This window comes from Pseudomonas sp. D2002 (genome assembly GCF_013385735.1).
Classification (GTDB): Bacteria; Pseudomonadota; Gammaproteobacteria; order Pseudomonadales; family Pseudomonadaceae; genus Aquipseudomonas.
In genome coordinates, this window is record NZ_JACAPL010000007.1 from 49491 (window position 1) to 74174 (window position 24684).

The window sequence follows — 24684 nt, forward strand, 5'->3', positions numbered from 1 at the left end:
GGGGGATGTCCTTATCGAAGAAAGGCGAGGCGGCATTATTCAGTAGTTACGCGGTGGCTTCCAGGCAAACACTGCACATCCACGGTGGGAGCTGGCTGGACTTGAAGTGGCATCAGCCTAATCGCCGTCGCCAATCGCCGCCATGCTGGGCGGTGCAGTCTTGCTCAGAGTCGAAGCGCACGCAGCGATCCATATTTACCGGCGCCACTTCGGCGTCCTGCAACGCAGCGGCAGTCAGCTCACGCATACGCTGGTCGGCGCCGGTTGCCAGGGCGTGGTCCTTGTTGGCACGGGTATCAAACACCCAGGTCACCCGCAGGCTTTGAGGAAAGGCGGCGTAGTCGACGGTGTGGGTCAGCCAATCGAAGCCTGGGATTTCTGCCTTAGCGGTTTCGCAAGCGTTGGTGAGGGCTGTGACCAGGCGACGCTCGAGTCGGGCGCTGTCGCGTTTGGTGAATGACATTGGAGGTTCCCTGGCGTGTAAACGCCGCAGATTAACAGGCTGCACCCACGTATTCGAACCTTTCTACCCCACCAAGCCCATCGACCAAACCCTTTGCGGTGGACGTGTTGGGCGGGCGGGTCAGGGAGTTACTCCGTAGTGAGAATCGGGACCCTGGCCCTGTCATCGCGCTGCCTAACGCTGCTGGAAGGCGGCTTTCACGCCCAGCCCCATAAACAGCGTGCCGATGATTTTGCCTTCCCACCTACGCAATCTCGAAAGCCCTTTGAGCCCTCGGCTCAACGGCCTTATAGCGATGGCCAGCAAACTGGTATACACCGCACTCAACCCCGAAAAGATCAAGCCCAGCACCGCGAACTGAACCAGCGATGAGCCGGATTGCGGGTGGACGAATTGCGGCAGGAAGGCCAGGAAAAAGATCGCGGTTTTCGGGTTCAGCACCTCAGCCCCCACTGCCTGGAAAAACGCCTGGCGCGGTGTGACGGCGGGCAACGCAAGCCGTGTGTGGGTGCCGGTTTTAGCCATGAACGCCCGCACGCCCAGGTAAATCAGATACGCCGCGCCCACCCACTTCACAGCGTTAAACGCCGCTGCCGAGGTCATCAGGATCGCCGACAAACCCAATGCCGCGCACAGCGTGTGGATCAGATCGCCGGTCGCCACGCCCAGGCCGGTGGCGATGCCGACCTTGCGCCCGCCTTGCACGGTGCGGGTCAGCACCAGCAACACCGAGGGGCCTGGGATCAGGAACAGACCGATCACCACAGCGACGTAGGTGAAGAGGGCGGAGAGTTCAAACATGGCGGGCGGTCTCGAAACAGGGCTCGGCGTACAGTAATCCCCATGTGCGGTTTGAATGCAATGCCATTGCGGTGGCTTGAATAATTACCGCCGACACACCCGGGCCGCGCCTCAAGCTGAGGGTTCATTTCATCAGCATGAGGACAGTGCCAATGAGCACGCCGAGTACCCTTCAAGACTTACCGACGCTTCAGGACATTCGCACACATTTACTGGAAATCGCCCCTGATCTGCGTGCCCAAACCCAGCTTCCCGTGGAGTTGCCAGCCGAACTTGTCACGCTGGAAACGCTGAACAGCACCCTGATCGAGGCCAACCAGCGGTTTGTGAACCAGTCACGGGCGTTGTTCAGCGCCTTGACTCAGGCAGACCTCACCCAGGATTCCGGCAAGGCGCTGCTGGCCACGCTCAAGGACGACCTGAATACCCAGCTGCAAAACCTGGACGACACCAGCACGGTGGGCGGCCAGGGTCGCAAAAGCTTTATCACCTTGGCGGCCGGCGTTGGCGCGCTGGAGCAACAGGCCAGGCTGGATGTGCGTGATTACCTGCTGTCTGCCGACGAACAACGCATGATTGAAGACTGCGCCAAAGGCCCGACCTTCAGGCCGGGCATGTACTCGCTCAATTTCAGTTACCAGGGCCAGACCGTGGAGTTTGCGGGGGCCTTCGTGCTCACGCGCAAAGCCACGCCCCGCGTGGATAATCTGACGTCGGGTGAGGATCTGGGCCAGGTGCTGTTGTTTACCCCCAACCGAGGCCTGGAAGCCTTTGATTCGTTGGCCGAGCTCGATCAGGGCCTCAAGACACTGCTGGCGCTGCCTGCGGGTCGCGAAGAGTTCTGCGGCCATTTGCCGGTGCGTTACCAGGCGCTGGAGGTCGCCGGTATCTGGCCCCTGCAATTGCTGCCGATTGAAGGCAAACCCCTGTTCGAGCACACCTACAACGCGCTGCTCGACAAGCGCCGCCAGGACATCGACCACGCCTTGAGCCTGGTCGACAACCCGCTGCACGATGCACGGTTGCTGCAGTCGGCACTCGAAAACGCGGTGAAGGCGGCGCTCCCGGACTTGTCCTTGCGCCTGGCTTTCAGGCAGCAACAGTTGCTGGAACGCAGCCTGTACAACAGCTTGCCGGATTGGTATCGCAACGCTGACTCGACCCGTCAGGCCACCCTGAGTGGTTTGATCCACACCTACAACCAGGCCCGCGAGACCTTTGTCGATCTGTTGGGGCCGGCCGCTTCGCCCCAAGCCTTGGCGAGTTACCAGGTGACCGAGTACCTGGACGAAGTGCTGGAGCTGTACGACCTGGATCCGCAACTGCTGGACATCGTCACCCAAAACCACGTGCCCAACGTCGGCACCTATACGCGCAAGCGCAACCTGACGCAGTTGACCTATTCGGGCTTGCACACCGGCGATGAGCTGCCCGGCTCGTACTTTCTGACCCGCACCACCGTGCGCTATGCCGGCGAGGCGCTGCGAGGTCGGCATGCCGAGCTGAATGCGCAGGGCCTGGTGGATATGCTTCACACGTCGGGCCTGCAACCGCGCCTGGATTTTGCCGCGTTGCAAAAAGAAGTGCAGGGCTGGCCTGAACTCAAGCAGGCTGCCCGTGACCTGTTCGATCATCGCCTGGTGTTGCTCGCCTATGTTGCCAGGTTGCGAGGTGACTTGACCGAGACCGGCTATCAGCGGTTCGAAGACCTGCGCGCGGGCACAAACCAGCACCTGCACGCGCAGACCGTGATGCTGCATGGCGCGCAACTCAAAGACCTGTGGTTATTACGTGAGAACGATGCAGCCGGCCACACCCTGCGCTTGCTGCTGTGCACCCCCGAGAGCCCGCGCGAGCAGCCGTTTATTACATTCACCAGCGAGCGCGAATGCCAGGCGCACATTGTGGGCTGGGCGGATGACAACACCCGGTACAGTGGCCGGAGCATGAGCGACTACCTGCTGGAGCAATGCCCGCTGCGTTTTCGTCCAAAAATGCGCGCGTTCCTTACCGGGCTCAGCCTCAGGCCCGATGCACTGGAACATGAGGAGGTGACGTTCGGCCCTTTGTGCTCCCACGCGGCGTGCCTGGACGCCATGGTGGCGCATTCGCAAAGCGTGGCGGTGGACGACTACGAATACACCACGCCATTGTGGTATCGCTCTGCCTCGGCGGCGGATCGCACTCGGCTGGCCAGCCTTGTCGATGACGCGGCGGGCGCCCTGCGCACGTATAAATTCGATCGGGATTTGCATTCAGCCATCACGCCTTTCAACGACTTTGTGCACCAGAAGGCCAAGCTCAGCCTGAACACACTGCTGGGCCGTAGCCAGAATGATATCGACCCGGACACGGTGTATGTGTCGGCGCCTTGGCCACTGTTGGGCGGCATGCCGGCGCCCATCACCTACACCCAGCTGTACCGAGACGGCTACCAGGATAACGTCGGTTTTATCGACCCCAAGTTCTCCACCTCAGCGACCTTCAGCGGGCCGAGCGGGGTTGACCTGAGCCGCCTGACGCCGCAGAACGTTGCGCGCTCGGTGACCGGTGTGTGGGTCGGCCAGGCCTACATCGATGAAGTTCGCGCCAAGCTGCAGAGCGCAACCAGCCCCGGTTACTCCAAACGGCGCGACGTCACCTTGGTGATCAACCAGTTGCAGATGAAACACGCGGCGTTGGAATGCTGCCTGCGCGGGCATATCGCCCAGGTCGATCTGGCGTGGCTGGAGCGTGCTATCGACAGCCTTGGTGATACGACGGTGGCGACCCGTAACACCTACAAGGTCCATCGGCTGATGCTGGATGGCGAATGGGTCATCGGCAATTACCTGTTCAGCCATGCGGACAACCCGGTGCTGCTGTACAGCCCCGATGCGCCCGATGGCATCGCCATGCGTGAGGCGAAGCTGTTCAACCACTGGCTGAAAAAAGTCGATGGTGTGTCGGAGTATCTGCTTGCCAGGGTGGCGGTCAAAGCCAAGACCCGGATCGCGAGTTTCCTGGAGGCTGCCCGTAAGGGCTTGCCCGAGACGATTGATCGTACAACCCCAAGCCCCGCACGCCATGACCCGATCGCCCATGTTCCGCCCGTGGCCGACCTGCGCCATGAGCTCTACAACATGGTATTGCAGCGCAAAATAGATGACGTGGCGGCCACCACGGTCAACCGAACCGACATGATCATAGGCATTGTCTGGACCTGCGTTGAACTGCTCACCGCCATCGCCACCATTCCTTTTCCAGTGTTGAGCCTGGGCCTGGGCGGCCTGCTCGCCTTCAAGGACGCCATGCTTGCCATTAATGCCTACCATCAGGGCGACACCGGTGGGGCCTTGCAACACTTCATCGGCTACATGGCCAATGTGGGCGGTGCTGCAGTGTTCGACTTCCGCCCCGCGCTTAAAGGCCCGCTTAACACGCTGTCGATCAGAACGGTGACTAAAACGGCAAAACAGGCTCAGTTGCTCAAAGCACCGGCCTTGAATATTCCTGGCGATATGCAACCCGTGCTGTTCGACGGCAGTGAGTTCTGGGTAAAGACCACGGCGGATGCCATGGGCCGTAACGTGTTGTATCGCTATGACGCGCTGACCGGGCAAATGCGTTCAACCTCGCGCCTGGTCAATCAACAGGTCGACGGCCGCTGGGTACGTTCAGGCGTCGTGGGTGGAGGGCGCAAGCAGTACCAGGTACTTCAGGAAGAGGTTGAACAGACCCTGGTCGGCTACGAGATACCCGCCGAGCAAGGCAGAAACTTCAGAGCGGCACTCGATACGGGTTTCTGGCGCAAGAGCCCGGACGAAGTGATTGCCCAGGCATCACAAAGTGCGGCCTATGATCAGTTGGGTACGCTACGTAAAAGCTATGCCAACCAGGTCAAACAGCTGGTCGAGGATACCGAGGCGTTCTTCAAATCGCCGCCCGCACGCCCGGACCGTTCAGGTTTGCCGGCGTTGGCGGCGGACTCAAGCGGCGCCACCGTGCTCGCCAGTCTGTTTGCACTCAAAAAGGGGCTGATCATCGGTGCACCCAACGCCAGCGTCGCCAGCAAGCAGTTGCTTATCGAGAATATGCAGGCGTTGGCTGCGCAAGGGCTCAAGCGTGTGTACATCGAAAACCTGCCGGCGGATGTGTTTCGCACCAAGCTTAAAATTATCAACAAGCAAGCCAAGGGCAATACCGAGCACGCCTTGAAACGTGTCGAAGAACACTTGGCACGGGTCGACAGGGCCCTGGGCTGGGAGGCGGACGCCCCGTTTACCTACCGCAGGCTGATGCTTGAGGCGCACAAACACAATGTTGCGATCGAAGGCGTGGACGCTTCAAGTTCCTACCATATGGAACACGTGCTGGAACTCTCCGAAGCGGAGCGGTTTGTGCCGCGCAGCAGTAAGCTGCGAAACTTCTACTCGCACAAAAAGCTCGCGACAAAAGACCCCGATGAAGGCTGGATTGCCCTGGTTGATCACAACCGTATCGGCAGTGCTGATGAGGTGCCGGGCCTGGCTGATTTGCAGAATGTCATCGCGCTGCGCGTGGATGAGGTGACGGCGGGCCAGGCAGCGAGTGTGCTCCCCGATACTTCTGCCGCCGCAATGGCCCGAGGGGATTACAGGCTGACACTGGCCTCGACGGCACAAGCGTTACCGACGGCCGGCCCTTCAACGGCGGTGCAGGTGCCTGCTTCAGTGTCTCATTACAGTGCGTTTGACCTGCCCGCGACGTTTAAGCGTGAACTGGAAGAGATGCTGTATAGCAAGCGCGCCTTTGATACGAGCTATGGCCCTGGCGCTGGAAGCCCGTTCACCGCAGCGTTCGGTGCTTTCCGCAACACGCGTGATCGACTGGAGAAGGCTGCCAGCGATGTGTTTGCCGCTTACACGCCAGCGGCACGACCCGACTTCACCGACCTTGCAACGGCCGCCGATGAACAGGCGTTTATCAAGCAAGTGTATGAGCATAAGTGGGGATTTATCGTTGCCGAAGCTCATGAACATCAGTCCAGCAAAGCATTTCTGATCAAGTACATGGCGTATTTGAAGGAGCAGGGCGTCAAGACGCTGTATGTGGAACACCTGCTCACCGATCTGCATCAGGCAGAGCTTGAGCAGTTTTATAAATCGGCGAATATGCCCGCAAACCTCAAGCGTTATCTGAACGCGCAAGACCGCGGCCATATGCCGGGTTATTCAGGCGTCAACACTTACACCCATGTGATCAATGCCGCGAATAAATACGGGATACGGGTCCGAGCGCTCGATTGCACTGCCAGTTATCACGCCAAAGGGATGTCTGCGTTGAACGGCCGCGAGACCTTGTTCAGCTATTTCGCCAATGAGGTGATCAAGGCCGACCAGGCGGCAGTGGGGCCGCATAAATGGGTAGCGCTGATGGGTAATGCCCACGCTGATATGTTCAACGGTGTTCCGGGCGTCGCGCAATTGCAGGATGCAGTCAGCCTGACGGTGCGCGATGTCGCCCCCGGCAACGCACGCGCCCTGCACCGCAGTACATGGGAAATCATCGATCAGGGCATAGGCGCACGAGGCGATATGGCGGTGCGCACTGATTTCAAAGTGGAAGTCGGCACTGTCGGCTTACGTCAACCCGGCCCTGCCGCGCTGCCGGATCGCACACGGCTTAGAAAAATCGGCGACTTCCTGATCGAGCACCCTTCAACGACCCAGGCCAACCTGGTTCACCACTCCCGTGACAGCGAAATTATTACCACGCCAATTCAAATTGACGACAAAGGGCAGTTTTTTATTGAGCGTTGGCCGCAGTTGAAAGACAAGCGTTACTTAATGTTGAACCACTTGATTGAGGCGCTCAAAAAAGAAGTGCACTTGACCGCCGTTTAAGCCACGTTGGCCCTGCACCTTGTGGGTGCAGGGCTTTCGAGCAGGCGGCTGTAGACGATTTACAACTGTTAACGGTTTCAGCGCGGCTTTCGATATAGGCTTCGGATGGCAAGTCTGTATCAGCCCTGTTTGATGAGCCAACCACTATGAACCTGTCCGTTATCGCCCCCGTGTTTCTTGCGTTTGCCATGCTGCAAGCATCATTCGCGCACGCCGCCACGCCCATCACCCATGTGGCGATCTACCGAGGCCCGGCCGGCTGTGATGACTGTTCCGAGAACGTGAAAAAGGCCTTGCAGCGCCTGAGCCCGGCTTATCAGATCGACTTTGTCGGTGCGGATGAACCGGTCGACATCACTCCGCAAAACCTCGCGCGCTATGACCTCTATGTGCAACCGGGCGGCGGCCAGGATATTCCTGCTGCACTCGCAAGCCTTGGGGATGCGCGCGCTGAGGCCATTCGTGAGTATGTCGCCAAGGGCGGGCGCTATTTGGGCCTGTGCATGGGGGCGTATCTTGCCGATGACAGCAACCTTGGCTTAATCCCGCAGGATTTGGACTCTGAAGCAGGCCGGCCGGGCTTTGAGGTGTCAGGCATTGACGATGCTGCGGTGCGGGTGGTGTGGGATGGGCAGCCGGACAGCGTGTTTTACCAGGATGGCCCTTACTTTCCCAAGGCTGACGGGGCGTCGCCTTATACCGCCATCGCCACCTACCGAAACGGTGATGTGGCAGCCGCGCGCTACACCTATGAGAAAGGCGTGGTGGTGCTGAGCGGGCCGCATCCGGAGGCGGGGCGGGAGTGGTTTGAGAATGCGGGGATTGCGCTGAGCGAAATGCCGCGAGGGGAGCTTTTTGGGGTGTTGGTGCGCAGTGTGGAGCAGTAGGGCGATTTGTAAGCATCTGGCCGAAAGCAGCGCCTTTCTTGGCTAACCGGTCTACCATGCCAACCCCGGCAGTGGTTCCACGCGCTACCGACTTCCATTCTTAAAGGTATCGCCATGTCCATCGACCAAATCTCCCTGCCCAAAGGCGTAGGCCCGCACGCCGCCAAGCTGCTTGACGCCATCACCGGCGCCGCCACCCATGAAGAACTCAACCGCGCTGGCGGCAAGGCCGAAGGTTTCGTGCTTGGCCTGGAGGCCACCAAAGCCATCAAAAGCCAGATCGCCGAGTCGCTGTATGTGGCTTATGACGACGCGGCGAGCAATCGCGCGGGTGAGCTCAAAGGCTAATCATCAGCCAGGGCAGGGCGCTTCACGGTCGAGGAGTTTGGCCGTGAGCAACACGCCCAACTCGCTCAGTTGGTGGATCGCCAGTGCAATGTCGCGGTGTTTGCCGCGCAGGTCTTCGGCCAGGTCGAGCAGGAGTGTGCTGACTGAGGCGAAGGTTTCGTAGCTGTTGGTGATCAGGGTTTCGGTGCTGGCGTCGGGGACGACGGTGAAGAGGGTGGTTGAATCTGGTTTGACGTTAGCCATTGTTAAGTTCCTTGCTTGGGCTACAACCTCATCGCTACTAAACGAAAAGGCGGTAGCTGTACGCAGGTTAGTAGACCGGTGGAACCTAACAAAACCGGCGCGCCCGAGAGCGCCCTACGCACAGCCACCATCAAGCACAGACCCGAAAGCCTGACAGATGAAGCTTATGCACTTGTTAGGTTAAACCGTGGGCTACTAAACCCGATCACTGAGATATTCAGCGACCGAGCAACCTTAGAGACGGCCACCTCACTACACAAGCCGGCGGATTCTGACGTAAGCGTAGGCAATGGAGCAAGGCGCTGCGGTCCGTTCCTCTGTGGCAAGGTGGTGGCTGGAAAGCTGGGTTTGCCGGTGGAACAGCAGCCGGTTTACACCGCGTTCAGTTAGCCTATCCTTAATCCGGTTCACACTCGATCACCCAGGATTAAACATGACATTGACCGTCAAAACCCTGCTCGAACTGGCCATGGCCAACCCCATTAACGCCGAAATCACTGCGCGCTTGCCCGATCTTGGTGTGGACCAGTGCATGCTCACGGCGGGCTGTCTGTTCCAGGCGGTGTGGAACCATCAGTCGAACCTTCCCGCCGCCCATGGGGTTAAGGACTACGACGTTTTTTACTTCGACACAGACCTGTCCTACGAGGCGGAGGACGCAGTCATCCGCGCGGCCGATCAGCTATTTCAAGACTTGGGCGTCAACGTCGAGGTCAAGAATCAAGCGCGGGTGCACCTCTGGTACGGCGAGCGCTTCGGCCGGCCTTACCCACAATTGCATACGGCTAAACAAGGTGTTGATCGTTACCTGGTGGCGGGCACCTGCATCGGGCTGGAGATTGCAACGGGCGAGGTGTACGCGCCTTACGGGTTGGCGGATGTGGAGCAGGGCGTGCTGCGGATCAATCCTTATCACCCTGAGCCCGAGCTGTTTGCGGCCAAGGCCAGGAGTTATCAAGCGCGCTGGCCGTGGCTGAGGATCGTGGCGCCTGATCATTTGTGAACTTTTACCCGTTCTACAGGCGTCCTATCTTGAAATAAACCTGACAGTGGACAGCTCATGATCGTGCTTATTTTTCTCATCGCCTGCGGCGCGGCCGCCAGTACCGGGATTATTTTCAAACCGGGCCAATGGTACGAAGCGCTGGTCAAACCCAGCTTCACGCCGCCCAATTGGCTGTTCCCGGTGGCCTGGACGGTCATTTATCTGCTGCTCGCCTGGGCGGGCTATCGCTTGACCCTGATCCCCGGCAGCCAACTGGCCCTGGGCTTGTGGGCGGCGCAGATTGCCTTGAACACGCTGTGGACGCCGGTGTTCTTCGGCGCGCATCGCCTTTTCGCCGGGATGGTGGTGATCGTGCTGCTGTGGCTGGTGGTGGCGGCGCTGGTGGTGATGACACTGCGGCTGGACCTGATCACCGGGCTGATACTGTTTCCCTACCTTGCGTGGCTGAGTGTCGCGGCGGCGTTGAATTTTTCGATTTTACGGAATAACCGCTGATGGCCCACACCCCTTGGCCTGCCAGCGCGCCTGAGTTGGCGCAGATGCGCGCGTTCAACAAAAAGCTCGCGTGGCTGCCGCGCTTCAAGATCCGCAACCGTGTTACGCCGCGTGTGATCCAGGCGCTGCTGCGGGTCAGTCAAACGCTCAAAAAAGCGCCTGTGGCCGAGACTCGGCAGGTGGGCGCAGTGCCCGTGCGCATCCTGCGGCCGCAAGGCCAGCCCAAGGGCGTGGTGTTGGATATCCACGGCGGCGGCTGGGTGATCGGCAATGCGCAGATGGATGATGACCTCAACCTGGGCATGGTGCACGCCTGTGAGGTGGCGGTGGTGTCGGTGGATTATCGGCTGGCGGTCGACACCCCGATTGAAGGCCTGATGGACGATTGCCTGGCGGCGGCGCGTTGGTTGCTGAGTGCCGATGAGTTTGCTGGCTTGCCGGTGTTCATCGTCGGTGAGTCGGCAGGCGGGCACTTGGCAGCCGCGACCTTGCTGGCGCTCAAACAATGGCCGGATTTGCTTGAACGGGTGAGCGGCGCAGTGCTGTATTACGGCGTTTATGATTTGGCCGGCACGCCGAGCGTGCGCACCGCCGGGCCGGACACATTGCTGCTCGATGGCCCGGGAATGGTGACGGCGTTGCAATTGCTGACGCCGGGGCTGAGTGACGAACAACGGCGGCAGCCGCCGTTGTCGCCGTTGTATGGCGACTTCAGCGGGTTGCCGCCGGCGTTGATGTTTGTGGGCGAGTTGGACCCGCTGAAAGATGACACGCTGCAGCTCGCTGAGCGATGGGGCGGGGTGGCTGAGGTTGAAACCTACCTGCTAGCGGAATCGGCCCATGGGTTTATTCATTTTCCGGTGGCGATGGCGCAGGCGGTGCTCAACCATAGCCGAGCGTGGATCACGGCGCACATCAAGGCGTCGGCAACCCCATCCGATCGTCACCGTGGCGTCGCCGCACGGGAACTTAAAACCTGATCACTCAGTCAGGTTCATCAACTGCTTCCCTTTGATCACAAGGACGCCACCATGCGCGAATACACGCTGAATTACCTGTTCAACGACGAGCCTCGCACCCATGTGTTTGAACTCAAACAGTCTGAATTGCCGTTGCATGAGGCGGCGATGCACCTGCTGCAATTGCATTTCGGCGATGCGGAGAATGGGTTGATCCTGCCTGCTGCGGATGCGACACCCGCTGAGATTTTGGAGCAGGCAGAGGTGGTGGGGATAACCCGGATCAAGGTCCTGTGAGCCAACGCCCCATCCTCCAGGCGGTCACCGTCGCCGACATCCCTGACGTGTTGGCCTTTCTACTGCAGGCGCGTGCCGAGTTGTTTCCCAAGCTCAGCGCCACAGGCATGCCCGCCGACCTGGCGCAGTTTGCAGCCACCTACCTTGAGGGTGACGGGCGATTCTTGATCGCCCGCGCTGAAGGCCAGATCGTGGCCGCCATCGGCTATTTGCCCTATGACGGTCGTTTCCCGCAATTGGATTACCGAGGGCTTAAAACGGTGGAGGTGGTCCGCCTGTTTGTACGCCCGGCCTTTCGGCGCTTTGGCCTGGCGGGCGAGTTGTATCGCGCGCTGGAAACCAAGGCACGGGCGGATGGCGTGGAGGTGGTTTATCTGCACACCCACCCGTTTCTGGCGGGGGCGATTGATTTCTGGCTTCGGCAGGGGTTTGAGATTGTCGACATCGAAGCCGATCCGGTGTGGCGCACCACGCATATGCACCGGTCTCTATAACGCCACAGCTCCCACAGTTGGAACAGCCTCATTCAAGTTATCAGTTGGAGCGCAACCGCAGGATCTGCGCGCCATCGAACGGGTCCGTCAGGTAATGCGCCTGCACACCGAACGTGTCCTGCAGGCGTTTGGGTGTCAACACGTCCATCGGCTTGCCCAGCGCCACCAAACGCCCGCGATCCAACACGGCCAGGCGATCGCAGGTCAGCGCCTGGTTAAGGTCATGCAGGGCGATCAAGGTGGTCACCGGCAATGCCTGTACGCCCTTCAAGATCGCCAGTTGGTGCTGGATATCCAAGTGATTGGTTGGCTCATCCAGCAGCAAAATCTGCGGCCGTTGCGCCAGGGCGCGGGCGATGTGCACGCGTTGGCGCTCACCCCCGGAGAGGCTGCGCCAGGCGCGTTTGCCCAGGTGGGTGGCGTCCACATCGTGCAGCGCCTGGTTGACGATGGCGTCATCTGCGCTGGACCACGGGCTCAGCGCCGACAGCCACGGCGTACGGCCCAGCGCCACGGCGTCGAATACGCGGATCGCGTCGTCGGTGTCGGCTTGCTGCTCCACCACCGCCAACTGTTGCGCAATGGTGCGGCGCGACAGCTCGCCCAGGCGCTGGCCGCCGAGTCGCACTTCGCCGCTGGCAGGCGCACGCAAACCCGCGAGCAGCTTGAGCAGGGTGGACTTGCCGGAGCCGTTCGGGCCGACGATGCCCAAGGTTTCGCCCAACTGCACCTCAAGATGAATATCGCGTAGCAGCTCGACGTCGCGCACCTTGAAGCCCAGGCCCGTGCAACTCAGCACTGTCATCGCGCGTTCCTCCGGCCAATCAAAATCAACGCAAACACTGGCGCGCCCACCAATGCCGTGACCACACCGACCGGAATCACTTGGCCTTTGATCAAGGTGCGCGACAGCACATCGGCGGCAATCAAAAACAGCGCGCCGCCCAACGCACTGGCCGGCAGCAACCGCGAGTGGGCGGTGCCGACCAGCAGGCGCACGGCGTGGGGAATCACCAGCCCGACAAAGCCGATAGAGCCGACAATCGACACCATCACCGCCGTCACCAGCGCCGCGCAGCCCACCAATACAAACTGCACACGCCGCACCGGGATGCCCAGCGACGCCGCCGAGTCGGTGCCAAAGGTAAACGCATCCAGCGCACGCCGGTGCCACAAACACACCGCCAGCCCGGCGACCGCCACCGGCACCGCCAGCCACACCGAAGGCCAGCGCACGCCGCTGAGGTTGCCCAGCAGCCAGAACAGGATGCCGCGCGCCTGTTCGGAACTGGCCGACTTGGTGATCAGGAACGCGGTCAGCGCATTGAACAACTGCGAGCCGGCGATGCCCGCCAGGATGATCTGCCCGGTGCCACTGGACGAACCGCTGGCGCGCGCCAGCAAAATCACCAGCGCAAAGGCCGCCATGGCCCCGACAAACGCGCCGGCCGAGAGCGAAATCAGCCCGCCGCCCACACCGATCAACGCCACCAACACCGCGCCGGTCGAGGCGCCGGCACTGATGCCCAGCAAGTAAGGGTCGGCCAACGGGTTGCGCAACAACGACTGCAAAATCACCCCGCAGGTCGCCAGCCCGGCACCGCACGCAGCGGCGACCAGGGCGCGGGTCAGGCGGTAGTTCCACACCACGCCTGCATCGATCGGGTCCAGCACGTAACCGGCGCCCCACAGTTTATTGGCGAGCACCTGCAACACCACGTGTGGCTCGATGGCGGTTTCGCCGATGGCCACGCCGGCGAGCACGGCGAGCAACAGCAGCGCGAGGGCGAGTAGGGTGCGGGTCATTTGTGCAGGTCGTAGCCGTCGATGGCGCCGGCCAGTTGTTCCAGGCCATCGAACATGCGCAGGCTGGCTTGCAGCGCCAGGGCGTCAATAATGATGATGCGGTTGTTCTTCACCGCGTCCATGTTGCGCGTCACCGGGTCGCTGCGCAGGAAGGCGAGTTTCTTTTCATGGTCGTCGGCCGGGTAGCGGCGGCGGTCCATGCGCGCGATTACCAGGAAGGTCGGGTTGGCCTTGGCGATGGTTTCCCAGCCGACGGCGGGCCACTCTTCATCGGACTGCACCACGTTGTGCAGGCCCAGGGTTTGGAGCATGAATTCGGGAATGCCCTTGTGGCCGGCTACGTAGGGGTCACTGGCCATTTCGGCGCTGGAGAACCACACCAATGCGCTGGCTTGCTTGAGGCCTTTGCCTTGTGCGGTGGCGACGGACTTGGCCAGGCGCGCCTTGAGTTCGTCGTTCAATTGTTGGCCGCGCGCTTGCACGTCGAAGATCTCGGCCAGTTGGCTGATGCTCTTATAGAGAGTGTCGATGCGGAACGGCTCCAGCCGCGTGCCGTCGGCGCCCACCAGGTTGTCTTTGCCTTCGCAGTCGGAGGGCAGCAGGTAGGTAGGGATTTTCAACTCTTGAAACTGCTCGCGGGTGCCGACCACGCCTTGTGGGCCGACCACCCATTCCAGCTCGGCGGCCACCAGTTGCGGGCGTTTGGCGATGACGGCTTCAAAGCTCGGCTCGTTGTCGGCCAGGCGCTCGATGCGGTCGTTCTGCGCCTTGAACGGCGGCAACACATTGTTGAACCACAGCGAGGTGCCGACCACGGTGTTGCCCACACCCAAGGCGTAAAGCATCTCGGTGGCGGCCTGGCCGATGGTCACGCTGCGCGCGGGCGCCTGCTCAAAGGTCTGGGTGGTGCCGCAGTTCTGCACCGTCAGCGGGTAATGCGTCGGCGTGGCGTGGGCCAGTGCACATAAGCCGAGGCTGGCGATCAGGGCGGTAACGCGTGGCAGCATGGGGCAGTCTCCGGGTGAACCGTACGTGAAAACAGGGGAGGTACGGCGCGGAAATACACCCACGAACGCTGCAGTCTTGCAGGGCACGGATGGCCTTCCCGGACACCCCGCCGGTTAGTGGTTTTGCTTGGCCGGCAGGTCTCCTGACTGATGCGTCGTCGCCACGCCCCGGCCTTCCCGGGCAATGCCCAGTGGCGATGTGGAGCAGGCTCAGCACCTACAGTTGCGGGGGCAGTTTCGATTGGCGCAATGGGCCGCGCTTCGAATTCCCTATTAGTCCCGTGTGGGAACCGGCGCGGTATGGTAGTCGATCGTGGCGGGCAGGGGGAGTTTGATCTATCGGGTGTTCGCCATGGGTTGCCGTCAACCCGCCGACGCTGGGGGAGACGCACCAGCCGCTAGAAACGTGATGAGGTCTGCGAGTACTTTAGTTGGGGCTATAGCAAAAAGTAATGCTTCAATAATCTGGCTAGGGCTGAGGTAGGGGGTCAGCGACTGCGGTATTTCATCTTTGAGCTCAAGGGCGACGGCTTCGAGTAATTTACAGTACTGGTCGTAGGTGTTTTCAGGTCGAATGTGAAACTGTTCTTTGCTCTTTGCTGAAAATTGCGAGTGCTGCAGATCTTGTACGGTGATTTTCTTATTGGCGAGTAAGGGAATAACGAAAAAAGTTTCTATATCAATTAACGTTAGTCGCGATCCTCGGCCATTGGGGATGGCGTAGAACAGCGTGGTGTTTCCTGATATTAAATTAATAGCGTTGATCGCGTAGGCGACTCGCGAATCATACACAGGGGCCCAGCTATGAAGGAGGCTTAAGTACTTGGACCAACTGCTGACGCCTGTAAGAGGGACGGATTTAAAATTTTCTCGACCACCCATTGCGCGTTTTCGAGTGGACGCTATGATTTCATCCAGCGCTTTGTGGTTGGTGATTTTTCCCCACGTGGTGATAATGTATTTGCCTATATCATAGTGCAATTTTTGCTCTTGGCTTTCGCGAAGTTTTTTGCCTAATGCGTGCTTGAGTTTGGCTGTTTTATGGAGTGGATTTTCATCCTTTGAAAATGCTACGCCTGAAATTTTCTCTGCGATCTTTTCATCAAAAGACCAGGTGTAATGGGTTTCTATATCCTTTAACAAGGGCCGCAGATACCGGGCAATGTGTACGCAGGTGGTCATGTTTGCTCACTGTCTTATTATCTATTTCAACGCTGATTACTTGTTGCCAAGCTGCCGATAACGTGCTGAGTCATTACGTTATCGGCGACTCGCTTGGGTTGTTTGCAGGTCGTTAGCCTTTTGGCATTAGATTTTTTTCGCGAAATCGCAGGTCTCGGGTACGTATCGGCTGCCTTGCGGATTGCCTGGGATGTAGGCCAGTACTCGGTCCCCGCCTAAAAATAAAACACTTTGCGCACGGGTCGACCAATCATTGGTACATAAGTGTTTTTCGTTGAAGTCGGCCCAAAGGGCAAATCGTGTGACGAGCAACTCTTTGTTTGAGGCAAAACCTGCGGTAATGCCGATGAAAACGGATGACAGAAATACGACGAGGAACGTGGTGCCGGTGAATGCAGCAACGGTCTTGAATTTGATGGGTAGCAGCAGTAAAAAAGGAAGTATTCCCATCAGGAAGACGGCAATAACAATGACCGTAATCCACAAGCTCGCCAGTATTCCACCTTGGTACAATATGCCAAAGGGTGTGAAGAGCGCAGCAAGTAAAGTATAGGTGATGCCCAGGCTATTGGCGTCAACGTGGAAAATGTCGTTGATAAATGCTGCTGCCCATTTTTTTGCGTATATGGAATAGGCAAATAAAAACCAGATGAGCAATATGCCCGTATGCCATTTCGAAAAGTAACCGCGTATGCTCTCGCCTGTTTTGGATTTTGCAAGCCATAATAAGATAAATATAAAGGGCAATAGGCCGGTGAAGAACAGGGTGAGGGCGGCGACTATTCCATTTGACGAAGTTATGCTTAGAGCAATTGCAATGAGCCATACCAGTAAGAGAGTTAGGTATGAATTTTTCAGCAGTTTCAAAATGGATTTCCTTGTGGTGGGCCGCACTTCATCCGTTAAGGCGTTTTCAGTAAGGCTGTTTGATTGTCTTTTGAATCGTTGAATACCGCCGAAGAATGGCGTCGTATTACGTTGAACCGGGTTGCTGTTTGGAACGGAGGTTGTGTTTAGGTTGCTCTGTAGGAGGAACCCTGTGAGATTCTGGATGATAGCTATATGATGCTACGCTGTCGAGCAATCAGTCTGAGGGCCAATGCGACGCTTGCGTACACCACTCGATTTGCTGGGGTGTGCCGCTTATATAAGAAACTACGATTTCTCACACAGGGAGTACGCAATGAACACCGACCAATGGATTGCCTTGTACGCGCAGGCCTTTCGCGAAATGGGCGAAAAACTCGAGCAGGTGTTGCAATTGAACAGTTGCCGCGAACATTGGATTCAGGCCGAGATCAGCTTGCATGCCTGGTTCAACGACAAGATCGAAATCTGGACTGACTTGCCGATCGGCGAGCGGCGCAAGGCCGACCTGTATGCCTTGGATGACGCGGGTTCGACCACGATGGTCGCTGAAATCAAATGCCTGGGCGATATATCCCAAGCCAAGTGTTTGGAAGGTGATTGGTCGGTCAGGGCCGATGTTGAACGGTTACGCAACTTCGAATGCCCGACCCGATTGTTTGTGTTGGTGATTGCCAAAGGCGAGCGCGAGACCAACACCGGGCGGCGTCTTCGCGAAGATGAGTGGGTGGATGGACGCGAATGCGTGAGTGTGGACCTGGGGTTTGCATTGATCCGGATGTGGGCGCTTTGATCGAGTGAGGCACGCCGGCGGCGGCAAATGTTTCGCCTCAGCGCATTTGCCCCGTCGCGTGCTGTGGGGTTCTATCCATTCCCATAGGGTGTACCATCAATCTCTGTTCATCAGATATTAGTCAGACATGCCCACGCTTAGCGAAGAGAGCCGCCGGATCGTAGCTTCTCTGGCGCACCGTGTTGGTCCGCACGCTGACACTGCAAGCATTACCGAGGCGATTGTTTCGATTTTGCAGGATATGGGCGCAGCACTTACGCCCATTATCGGCCAGCAGGGCGTTGCCGCGCTGTACCGTCGCAGCTTCCATCTGTGCGTCTCTACCCATCCACGCCTGGCCGCCACCTTCGACAGTGTGCCGGCCGCGATGGATTTGCTTGCCCTCAAATCCGTACTCGTCGAGCAGAACGAAACCGATGCGCTGTTTTTCGGTGAGGTGTTGCTGACTACCCTCTACGAGCTTCTGACCACGCTGATCGGGCCTTCACTCACCGCACGTCTGCTGGTTGACGTGTGGCAGCCTTCTTCGAGCGACACCTCTTCGCAGGAAATTTCGCCATGAGCACCAAAGTGACTATCAACCGTCTGGCCACCGGTGTGCCAGGACTGGACGAGGTCCTGGGCGGTGGCCTGCCGGAGTTTTCGTTCAACCTCATCGCCGGCCCGCCGGGCTGTGGCAAGACTACCCTGGCGCACCAGATGATGTTTGCCCTGGCCACGCCAGAACGCCCGGCGCTGTTCTTTACCGTACTCGGTGAGCCGCCGCTGAAGATGCTGCGTTACCAGCAGCAATTCGATTTTTTCGACAACGATGCGATCAACCAGTCGATCCGCTATATCAACCTGGCCGACGACACCCTGGCCGGGGACCTGGACGAGGTTTTGCGGCGCATCGTCAGCGAAGTCGAGGCACATTCGCCGTCGCTGGTGTTTGTCGACTCGTTCCGCTCCGTGGTGCTGGCCAGCCAGACTCAGCACAACCCCAACAACAACCTGCCGCAGTTCATCCAGCAGTTGGGCATGTTGATGACCACCTGGCAGGCGACGACCTTCCTGATCGGCGAGTATTTCACCGAAACCGACACCAACCCGATTTTTACCGTGGCCGATGGCCTGATCTGGCTGCGCCAAAGCGTCGAGCGCAACTCGATGGTGCGCAAGATGGAAATCATGAAGATGCGCGGCCAGCCTACGTTGCCGGGGCTGCACACCTTCCGTATTGCCACCTCGGGAATCAAGGTGTTTCCGCCAGCCGCGCTCAATCGCGCCATCGACGCGCCGTCGACGTTCCCGATCACGCGCCTGAAAATGGGCGTGCCGGCACTCGATGAGATGCTCGGCGGCGGCCTGCCGCGCGGCTATTCGCTGCTGGTGGCCGGGCCGTCGGGGTCGGGCAAGAGCATCCTGGCGGCGACTTTCCTGGCGGAAGGTGCACGCAATGGTGAAACCGGGGTGATTGCAGTGTTCGAACAACGGCCCAACCATTCACAGAACCCCAAGTTGGCCGAATTGATCAAGAACGGCCAGGTGGGCCTGGTGGACAGCCGCGCGCCGGACTTGTCCATCGACGAAATCGTGCAGTTGCTGCTCGGCGAGATCAGCCGTTTGAATGCCACTCGCGTGGTGATTGATTCGCTGTCGGGCTTTGAGCTGGCGCTGGCGCCCACCTTCCGTGCGGACTTTCGCGAATCGCTGTCGCGCATGGTCACCGCGCTGACGTCTGCCGGCGTGAGTGTATTGATGACCTCAGAGCTGGAAGACCGTTACACCGACTTGCGTTTCAGCCCTTACGGCACGGCGTTTTTGACCGATGCGATCATTGTGCAGCGGTACATCGAAGTCGAGAGCCGTTTGCTGCGCATCATGGCGGTGGTCAAGGTGCGCGCCAGTGCCCATTCCGATCAACTGCGCCAGTACCACATCGACGATAACGGCCTGCAGATTCGCGAGATGTTGCCGGAACAGGAAGGGCTGCTGGGTGGGCGACCCACCAAGCGGGTGTTGGCGGGAGACAAACATGTGTGAGCCCGGCGCATGAGCGAAACCGGCGGCAACAACGAAAGTGAGCTGACCACTGCCGCTCACGAACTGTTCCTGCTTGGGCAAAAAACCGTTGAGGCGCGTGCCGTGCTGGCTGCGCTGCAGCAACAACTGACGGACGCTAGCAGCCGTCTGGTGGATACCCAGCACGTTGAGCAGGTGATTGAGGCCAACCAGCAATTGGTGCTGGCGATCCTCCTTGCGCAATCGGACGCGGCCAGCCCGCCGCGCCTGGAAGAGCAGCACTTGTACCAGGAGCTGCGCGAGGCAAATGCGCAGTTGGTGATCGCCGCACTCAGCGCGCAAGACCTGCAGGCGACCGCCGAGCGCGCGCTGGGCCAGCAAAAAAGCATCCTGGCGATGGTGGCCCATGAGCTGCGCAACCCCTTGACGCCAATCAGCATGATCGCCGAGCGCATGGTGCGCCTGCCGAGTGACCAGTTGCCGCGCATGCGTGAGCTGATCGAAGGCCAGGTGCAGCATATCTCGCAGTTGGTGGACGACTTGCTGGACGTGTCCCGCGTCAGCACCGGCAAGCTGCGCATCGAGCGACGTGATGTGGACATGCTGCAGATCCTCAGAAGCGCCATTGATGCGTGCGGCCCGGTGATGAGGGCGAAAAAGCAGCAGTTCGATGCGCACCTGCCTGACGGCCAATTGATGCTCAGTGGTGACGCCGGGCGCCTTGCGCAAATTCTGCATAACCTGCTGGCCAACGCCGCCAAGTACACGCCGGTAGGCGGCCGGATTGTACTGTCGGTCAGTGCCGGGGATGAGCTGAGGATCAGTATTTGTGACAACGGCATCGGCGTCTCGGCCAAGGCGCTGCCGCTGATCTTTGACCCGTATGTGCAGGATGAACACGCGATCGGCTTCAACGGCTCGGGGCTGGGCATCGGCTTGACGGTGGTGCGAGAGTTGGTTGAAGCCCACGGCGGCAAGGTGACGGCCAATAGCGCAGGCAAGGGCAAGGGCAGCGAGTTTGTGGTGACGTTGCCGTTGTGTAACTGACCTGTCGGACGGGCACAGCCTCTGTGGCGAGCGGGCTCGCCACAACAAGCCAGCTCCCACAGGGGCTGGGTGCCTGATTACTTGCGATCCAGCCACACCGTCTGCGCGTTGCAGAATTCCCGCACACCAAAGTGCGACAACTCCCGCCCGAACCCACTCTTTTTCACACCGCCAAACGCCACCCGAGGGTCGGACACGCTGAAGGCGTTGACGAAGATCCCGCCGGTTTCCAGCCTGTTGGCAATCTCCCGTGCCTTGGCCGCGTCGGTGGTGAAGATGCTGGCGGTCAGGCCGAACTCGCTGTCGTTGGCCAGGGCCACGGCGTGGTCGGCATCGCGGGCGGTGATGATCGAGGCCACGGGGCCGAACAGTTCCTGTTTGAACGAGGTCATCTGGTCGGTGACGTTGGCCAGCACGGTCGGCTCATAGTAGTTGCCGACGCCAGGTACTTTATTGCCCCCCAGCAGCAGGGTCGCGCCTTCTTCCAACGTGGCCTGGACCTGGCCGTGCAGCTCGTCGCGCAGGTCGAAGCGGGCCATCGGGCCGACGTAGGTGCTGGTCGAGGTCGGGTCGCCCATCACCAATGCGCGGCTGGCTTCGAGGAATTTAGCGGTGAAGGCTTCCACCACGCCTTCCTCGATGATCAGGCGCTTGGCCGCAGCGCACACTTGGCCGCTGTTCTGGAACCGCCCGATCACGGCGGCTTGCACGGCAGCGTCGAGGTCAGCGTCGTTGAGCACGATAAACGGATCGGAGCCGCCCAGTTCCAGTACGCATTTCTTCAGCGCGGCACCGGCCTGGGAGCCGATGGCGATGCCGGCGCGCACGCTGCCGGTCAGCGTGACGGCGGCGATGCGTGGGTCGGCGATGGCTTTGGAGACGCCGTCGTTGGTGACGTTGACCACTTCAAAAATGCCGTCGGCGAAACCGGCTTTGTGCAACGCTTGCTGGATAAGGTAGGCGCTGCCCATCACATTGGGGGCATGTTTGAGCACGTAGGTGTTACCGGCCAGCAAGGTCGGCACGGCACCGCGCAGCACTTGCCACACCGGGAAATTCCACGGCATGACCGCGAAAATCGGGCCCAGCGGGCGGTATTCGATCTGGGCGCTGCCGTTGTCCACCAGCGTCGGTTCCGGGGCGAGCATGGCCGGGCCTTGGGCGGCATACCATTCGCTGAGTTGCGCGCATTTTTCGATTTCGGCACGGGCCTGGGCGATGGGCTTGCCCATTTCCAGGGTAATCATCTGCGCCATGTCTTCGGCCTGGTCACGCAGGGCACCGGCCAGGGCCAGCAGCAATTCGGCACGCTGGCTGACCGGCTGGCTGCGCCAGGTGCGGAAGGCTGCGGTGGCGCGGTTCAGGGCCGCGTCCAGTTGCGCCTCGGTTTCGTAGGGGTAGCTGGCAACCGTTTCGCCGTTGGCGGGGTTGATCGACAAAGCGTGGGTCTGGTGAGAAATAGCGTTCATGGCACCGTCCGGCTGAATGAGTGGAATGGGTTCAGCCTACGGGGCTGTATCTTTTGTGGAAACTGAATAATATTAAGCAATACATTCTCAAATGGAGAATGATTGACGTGAGATCGTTCCCACGCTCTGCGTGGGAATGCAGCCCGTGGCGCTCTGCGCCCGACGTTGCGCAAGGCTGTGACGCAGAGCGTCACAAGATGCGTTCCCACGCAGAGCATGGGAACGATCACAGTGGAGAACGATTTGGACCTGGTGCAGTTGGAAATCTTCAAGGCCGTTGCCGAGCAAGGCAGCATCAGCGCCGCAGCGCAGTTGATTCATCGCGTGCCGTCGAACCTGACCACGCGTATCAAGCAACTCGAGCAGGACTTGGGCGTGGAGCTGTTTATCCGCGAGAAGAGCCGCCTGCGCCTGTCGCCGGCCGGGTGGAATTTCCTCGGTTATGCGCGGCGTATTCTCGACTTGGTGCAAGAGGCCCGCGCGACGGTGGCCGGAGAGGAGCCCCAGGGCGCGTTTGCGCTGGGGTCGCTGGAGAGCACGGCGGCGGTGCGCATTCCAGCGTTACTGGCGGCGTATAACCAGAAACACACCAAGGTCGAGCTGGACCTGAGCACCGGGCCGTCGGGCACGATGATCGAGGGCGTGCTGTCGGGGCGCCTGGCGGCGGCGTTTGTCGATGGGCCGGTGCTGCATGCCACGCTGGAAGGGGTGGCAGTGTTTGAGGAGGAGATGGTGGTGATTGCGCCGCTGCACCACGCACCGATCACGCGCGGGCAGGATGTGGCGGGGGAGAGCATCTACACCTTTCGCTCGAATTGCTCGTATCGCCATCACTTTGAGCGCTGGTTTTCACAGGATGGTGCGGTGCCGGGCAAGATCTTCGAGATGGAGTCCTACCACGGCATGCTCGCCTGCGTCAGCGCCGGGGCCGGCCTGGCACTGATGCCGCGCAGCATGCTGGAAAGCATGCCGGGGTTTACGGCGGTGAGTGTGTGGCCGTTGACCGACTCGTTCCGTATCCTCAATACCTGGCTGATTTGGCGTCGGGGCACGGTGTCCCAGAGTTTGAACAGTTTTGTGAAGTTGCTGGAAGAGCGCGGTCTGGTAGCCACTCAGATTTAATGCGGGAGCTTCATCAGCCGCCAAACTGGAAGGTGCCCATGGCCAATTTGGCCATGATCGCTGTTGCGCCCAGTTGCACCAGCCACAGCGCCAGGCCACCCAGGAACACACCCAGCGCCACTTGCAGCACCAGGCTTTTCTGGCGCTTGGCTTGCGGGGCGCGCGGGGTAAAGTCGTGCAGTTCGTCGCGGTCGGCGCGCAGGTCCAGGTCGTCGTTTCTCATAGGGCTCTCACAGCAAAGGGGCAGTCGGAGTTCAGTCTAGTGTGTTCGCCAATAAAAAGGGGAAGCCACCGGCTTCCCCTTCGCATGACGCTGGCAGGTTTATAGAACCTGAACAATCGCCTTTGTTACCGCGCCAATGTTCGACTGGTTCAGCGCGGCCACGCAGATGCGGCCGGTGTCGAGCGCGTAGATACCAAACTCGGTGCGCAAACGGGTGACTTGCTCAACGGTCAGGCCGGAGTAGGAGAACATCCCGCGCTGGCGACCGACGAAGCTGAAGTCGTGGCCTGGCGCAGCCTTGGCCAGTTCGGCGACCATCTGCTCACGCATGCCACGGATACGCAGGCGCATTTCAGCCAGTTCCGCTTCCCACTGGGCACGCAGCTCAGGGTTGTTCAGCACCGCCGCCACAATCGCCGCGCCGTGGGTCGGCGGGTTGGAGTAGTTGGTGCGGATCACGCGCTTGACCTGGGACAGGATGCGCGCGCTTTCTTCCTTGGACTCGCTGACGATCGACAGCGCGCCTACGCGTTCGCCGTACAGCGAGAACGATTTGGAGAACGAGCTGGAGACAAAGAAGGTCAAGCCGGATTCAGCGAACAGGCGCACGGCGGCGGCGTCTTCGTGGATGCCGTCGCCAAAGCCCTGGTAGGCCATGTCGAGGAACGGCACCAGGTTCCTGGCCTTGACCACGTCCAGCACTTGTTGCCAGTCGGCCGGGCTCAGGTCGACGCCGGTCGGGTTGTGGCAGCAGGCGTGCAACACCACGATGGACTGTGGCGGCAGGGCGTTGAGGTCTTCAAGCAGGCCGGCGCGGTTCACGTCATGGGTGGCGGCGTCGTAGTAGCGGTAGGTCTGCACCGGGAAACCGGCTTTTTCGAACAGCGCCTGGTGGTTTTCCCAGCTCGGGTCGCTGATCGCAACCACGGCATTGGGCAGCAGTTGCTTGAGGAAGTCGGCGCCGATTTTCAGCGCGCCGGTGCCGCCGACGGCTTGCGCGGTGATCACACGGCCGGCGCTCAGCAGTGGCGAGTCAGCACCGAACAGCAGCTTTTGCACGGCCTGGTCGTAGGCGACGATGCCGTCAATCGGCAAGTAGCCACGGGCGGCGTGTTGCGCCACGCGAATGGCTTCCGCTTCGGCAACGGCACGCAAGAGTGGAATCTTCCCCTCCTCGTTGCAGTAAACGCCCACGCCAAGGTTGACCTTGGTGGTTCGTGTGTCGGCGTTGAATGCTTCGTTGAGGCCCAGGATTGGATCGCGTGGTGCCATTTCGACAGCGGAGAACAGGCTCATTTTTGCGGCAG

The 24684-nt window shown here is 60.0% G+C and carries 24 protein-coding genes and 1 riboswitch; of the genes, 13 read left to right on the forward strand and 11 right to left on the reverse strand.

Annotated elements, in window-relative coordinates; translation table 11 throughout:
* Positions 1 to 112 precede the first annotated feature (112 nt).
* Positions 113 to 463: a hypothetical protein gene (locus HX783_RS15955; RefSeq protein WP_159958268.1), complete on the reverse strand. Its 351-nt coding sequence runs from the start codon at positions 461 to 463 to the stop codon at positions 113 to 115.
* Positions 464 to 637: 174 nt separating this feature from the next.
* Positions 638 to 1264, reverse strand: a complete 627-nt coding sequence (locus tag HX783_RS15960) for a LysE family translocator (protein WP_177017497.1) — start codon at positions 1262 to 1264, stop codon at positions 638 to 640.
* Between the two features lie 152 nt (positions 1265 to 1416).
* Between HX783_RS15960 and HX783_RS15965 the strand changes: the two genes are divergently transcribed.
* The 3 genes from HX783_RS15965 to HX783_RS15975 all read left to right on the forward strand — a co-directional run bounded on the left by HX783_RS15965 (position 1417) and on the right by HX783_RS15975 (position 8363).
* On the forward strand, positions 1417 to 7128 hold the full coding sequence (locus tag HX783_RS15965; RefSeq protein WP_177017498.1) for a membrane-targeted effector domain-containing toxin: 5712 nt from the start codon (positions 1417 to 1419) through the stop codon (positions 7126 to 7128).
* 146 nt (positions 7129 to 7274) lie between these two features.
* A complete protein-coding gene (locus HX783_RS15970) occupies positions 7275 to 8015 on the forward strand; it encodes a BPL-N domain-containing protein (protein WP_177017499.1) in 741 nt (246 codons plus the stop codon).
* Between the two features lie 114 nt (positions 8016 to 8129).
* Positions 8130 to 8363 (forward strand): hypothetical protein, encoded by a 234-nt coding sequence (locus HX783_RS15975; RefSeq protein ID WP_177017500.1) that lies wholly within the window; start codon positions 8130 to 8132, stop codon positions 8361 to 8363.
* Positions 8364 to 8366: 3 nt separating this feature from the next.
* On the opposite strand, the gene HX783_RS15980 is transcribed toward HX783_RS15975, so the two are convergent.
* The gene (locus HX783_RS15980) at positions 8367 to 8606 is read right to left on the reverse strand and encodes a DUF6124 family protein (RefSeq protein WP_159958254.1); all 240 of its coding nucleotides are present in this window, start codon (positions 8604 to 8606) and stop codon (positions 8367 to 8369) included.
* 433 nt (positions 8607 to 9039) lie between these two features.
* Here HX783_RS15980 and HX783_RS15985 point away from each other — a divergent pair, with 433 nt between their 5' ends.
* The 5 genes from HX783_RS15985 to HX783_RS16005 are packed head-to-tail and all read left to right on the forward strand — an operon-like array spanning position 9040 to position 11857.
* Positions 9040 to 9609: a nucleotidyltransferase family protein gene (locus HX783_RS15985; RefSeq protein ID WP_177017501.1), complete on the forward strand. Its 570-nt coding sequence runs from the start codon at positions 9040 to 9042 to the stop codon at positions 9607 to 9609.
* Between the two features lie 57 nt (positions 9610 to 9666).
* Positions 9667 to 10107: a TspO/MBR family protein gene (locus HX783_RS15990; protein WP_159958250.1), complete on the forward strand. Its 441-nt coding sequence runs from the start codon at positions 9667 to 9669 to the stop codon at positions 10105 to 10107.
* The gene (locus HX783_RS15995; protein ID WP_177017502.1) at positions 10107 to 11087 is read left to right on the forward strand and encodes an alpha/beta hydrolase; all 981 of its coding nucleotides are present in this window, start codon (positions 10107 to 10109) and stop codon (positions 11085 to 11087) included. Before HX783_RS15990 ends, HX783_RS15995 begins: the two co-directional genes overlap by 1 nt.
* 51 nt (positions 11088 to 11138) lie before the next feature.
* Entirely contained in the window at positions 11139 to 11363 is a 225-nt protein-coding gene (locus HX783_RS16000; RefSeq protein WP_177017503.1) for a hypothetical protein, read from the forward strand.
* Positions 11360 to 11857 carry a GNAT family N-acetyltransferase gene (locus tag HX783_RS16005; protein WP_177017504.1) on the forward strand — a complete coding sequence of 166 codons (498 nt, stop codon included), beginning with the start codon at positions 11360 to 11362 and terminating at the stop codon, positions 11855 to 11857. The genes HX783_RS16000 and HX783_RS16005 overlap by 4 nt, the downstream gene beginning before the upstream one ends.
* A gap of 40 nt (positions 11858 to 11897) precedes the next feature.
* On the opposite strand, the gene HX783_RS16010 is transcribed toward HX783_RS16005, so the two are convergent.
* The 5 genes from HX783_RS16010 to HX783_RS16030 form a co-directional block, all read right to left on the reverse strand.
* A complete protein-coding gene (locus HX783_RS16010) occupies positions 11898 to 12662 on the reverse strand; it encodes an ABC transporter ATP-binding protein (RefSeq protein ID WP_177017505.1) in 765 nt (254 codons plus the stop codon).
* Positions 12659 to 13663, reverse strand: coding sequence for an iron ABC transporter permease (locus HX783_RS16015; RefSeq protein WP_159958232.1), 1005 nt, complete (start codon positions 13661 to 13663; stop codon positions 12659 to 12661). The genes HX783_RS16010 and HX783_RS16015 overlap by 4 nt, the downstream gene beginning before the upstream one ends.
* Positions 13660 to 14670, reverse strand: coding sequence for an ABC transporter substrate-binding protein (locus HX783_RS16020; RefSeq protein ID WP_177017506.1), 1011 nt, complete (start codon positions 14668 to 14670; stop codon positions 13660 to 13662). The genes HX783_RS16015 and HX783_RS16020 overlap by 4 nt, the downstream gene beginning before the upstream one ends.
* Before the next feature lie 115 nt (positions 14671 to 14785).
* Positions 14786 to 14980: riboswitch (cobalamin riboswitch) on the reverse strand.
* A 53-nt stretch (positions 14981 to 15033) separates the two neighbouring features.
* Positions 15034 to 15852: a hypothetical protein gene (locus HX783_RS16025; RefSeq protein ID WP_177017507.1), complete on the reverse strand. Its 819-nt coding sequence runs from the start codon at positions 15850 to 15852 to the stop codon at positions 15034 to 15036.
* Between the two features lie 126 nt (positions 15853 to 15978).
* Positions 15979 to 16719: a hypothetical protein gene (locus HX783_RS16030; RefSeq protein ID WP_177017508.1), complete on the reverse strand. Its 741-nt coding sequence runs from the start codon at positions 16717 to 16719 to the stop codon at positions 15979 to 15981.
* A gap of 316 nt (positions 16720 to 17035) precedes the next feature.
* Between HX783_RS16030 and HX783_RS16035 the strand changes: the two genes are divergently transcribed.
* From HX783_RS16035 to HX783_RS16050, 4 genes are all read left to right on the forward strand, one after another.
* Positions 17036 to 17512, forward strand: coding sequence for a hypothetical protein (locus HX783_RS16035; RefSeq protein WP_177017509.1), 477 nt, complete (start codon positions 17036 to 17038; stop codon positions 17510 to 17512).
* A gap of 127 nt (positions 17513 to 17639) precedes the next feature.
* Positions 17640 to 18074, forward strand: a complete 435-nt coding sequence (locus HX783_RS16040) for a hypothetical protein (protein WP_232109212.1) — start codon at positions 17640 to 17642, stop codon at positions 18072 to 18074.
* Entirely contained in the window at positions 18071 to 19537 is a 1467-nt protein-coding gene (locus tag HX783_RS16045; RefSeq protein WP_177017510.1) for an ATPase domain-containing protein, read from the forward strand. Before HX783_RS16040 ends, HX783_RS16045 begins: the two co-directional genes overlap by 4 nt.
* Before the next feature lie 9 nt (positions 19538 to 19546).
* Positions 19547 to 20563, forward strand: a complete 1017-nt coding sequence (locus HX783_RS16050) for a HAMP domain-containing sensor histidine kinase (RefSeq protein ID WP_177017511.1) — start codon at positions 19547 to 19549, stop codon at positions 20561 to 20563.
* A 77-nt stretch (positions 20564 to 20640) separates the two neighbouring features.
* Here the strand turns inward: HX783_RS16050 and HX783_RS16055 are convergent, their stop codons facing one another.
* On the reverse strand, positions 20641 to 22032 hold the full coding sequence (locus tag HX783_RS16055; protein ID WP_177017512.1) for an aldehyde dehydrogenase family protein: 1392 nt from the start codon (positions 22030 to 22032) through the stop codon (positions 20641 to 20643).
* Positions 22033 to 22275: 243 nt separating this feature from the next.
* Here HX783_RS16055 and HX783_RS16060 point away from each other — a divergent pair, with 243 nt between their 5' ends.
* On the forward strand, positions 22276 to 23154 hold the full coding sequence (locus HX783_RS16060) for a LysR family transcriptional regulator (RefSeq protein ID WP_159961560.1): 879 nt from the start codon (positions 22276 to 22278) through the stop codon (positions 23152 to 23154).
* A gap of 13 nt (positions 23155 to 23167) precedes the next feature.
* Here the strand turns inward: HX783_RS16060 and HX783_RS16065 are convergent, their stop codons facing one another.
* Positions 23168 to 23377, reverse strand: a complete 210-nt coding sequence (locus HX783_RS16065) for a hypothetical protein (protein WP_159958220.1) — start codon at positions 23375 to 23377, stop codon at positions 23168 to 23170.
* Between the two features lie 99 nt (positions 23378 to 23476).
* The gene (locus tag HX783_RS16070; RefSeq protein ID WP_177017513.1) at positions 23477 to 24673 is read right to left on the reverse strand and encodes an amino acid aminotransferase; all 1197 of its coding nucleotides are present in this window, start codon (positions 24671 to 24673) and stop codon (positions 23477 to 23479) included.
* Between the last annotated feature and the right edge of the window lie 11 nt (positions 24674 to 24684).

Bases quoted from the DNA above. Each gene is read 5' to 3' on its own strand.
- HX783_RS15955 (WP_159958268.1), bottom strand. From the start codon at position 463: ATGTCATTCACCAAACGCGACAGCGCCCGACTCGAGCGTCGCCTGGTC.
- HX783_RS15960 (WP_177017497.1), bottom strand. From the start codon at position 1,264: ATGTTTGAACTCTCCGCCCTCTTCACCTACGTCGCTGTGGTGATCGGT.
- HX783_RS15965 (WP_177017498.1), top strand. From the start codon at position 1,417: ATGAGCACGCCGAGTACCCTTCAAGACTTACCGACGCTTCAGGACATT.
- HX783_RS15970 (WP_177017499.1), top strand. From the start codon at position 7,275: ATGAACCTGTCCGTTATCGCCCCCGTGTTTCTTGCGTTTGCCATGCTG.
- HX783_RS15975 (WP_177017500.1), top strand. From the start codon at position 8,130: ATGTCCATCGACCAAATCTCCCTGCCCAAAGGCGTAGGCCCGCACGCC.
- HX783_RS15980 (WP_159958254.1), bottom strand. From the start codon at position 8,606: ATGGCTAACGTCAAACCAGATTCAACCACCCTCTTCACCGTCGTCCCC.
- HX783_RS15985 (WP_177017501.1), top strand. From the start codon at position 9,040: ATGACATTGACCGTCAAAACCCTGCTCGAACTGGCCATGGCCAACCCC.
- HX783_RS15990 (WP_159958250.1), top strand. From the start codon at position 9,667: ATGATCGTGCTTATTTTTCTCATCGCCTGCGGCGCGGCCGCCAGTACC.
- HX783_RS15995 (WP_177017502.1), top strand. From the start codon at position 10,107: ATGGCCCACACCCCTTGGCCTGCCAGCGCGCCTGAGTTGGCGCAGATG.
- HX783_RS16000 (WP_177017503.1), top strand. From the start codon at position 11,139: ATGCGCGAATACACGCTGAATTACCTGTTCAACGACGAGCCTCGCACC.
- HX783_RS16010 (WP_177017505.1), bottom strand. From the start codon at position 12,662: ATGACAGTGCTGAGTTGCACGGGCCTGGGCTTCAAGGTGCGCGACGTC.
- HX783_RS16015 (WP_159958232.1), bottom strand. From the start codon at position 13,663: ATGACCCGCACCCTACTCGCCCTCGCGCTGCTGTTGCTCGCCGTGCTC.
- HX783_RS16020 (WP_177017506.1), bottom strand. From the start codon at position 14,670: ATGCTGCCACGCGTTACCGCCCTGATCGCCAGCCTCGGCTTATGTGCA.
- HX783_RS16025 (WP_177017507.1), bottom strand. From the start codon at position 15,852: ATGACCACCTGCGTACACATTGCCCGGTATCTGCGGCCCTTGTTAAAG.
- HX783_RS16035 (WP_177017509.1), top strand. From the start codon at position 17,036: ATGAACACCGACCAATGGATTGCCTTGTACGCGCAGGCCTTTCGCGAA.
- HX783_RS16040 (WP_232109212.1), top strand. From the start codon at position 17,640: ATGCCCACGCTTAGCGAAGAGAGCCGCCGGATCGTAGCTTCTCTGGCG.
- HX783_RS16045 (WP_177017510.1), top strand. From the start codon at position 18,071: ATGAGCACCAAAGTGACTATCAACCGTCTGGCCACCGGTGTGCCAGGA.
- HX783_RS16050 (WP_177017511.1), top strand. From the start codon at position 19,547: ATGAGCGAAACCGGCGGCAACAACGAAAGTGAGCTGACCACTGCCGCT.
- HX783_RS16055 (WP_177017512.1), bottom strand. From the start codon at position 22,032: ATGAACGCTATTTCTCACCAGACCCACGCTTTGTCGATCAACCCCGCC.
- HX783_RS16065 (WP_159958220.1), bottom strand. From the start codon at position 23,377: ATGAGAAACGACGACCTGGACCTGCGCGCCGACCGCGACGAACTGCAC.
- HX783_RS16070 (WP_177017513.1), bottom strand. From the start codon at position 24,673: ATGAGCCTGTTCTCCGCTGTCGAAATGGCACCACGCGATCCAATCCTG.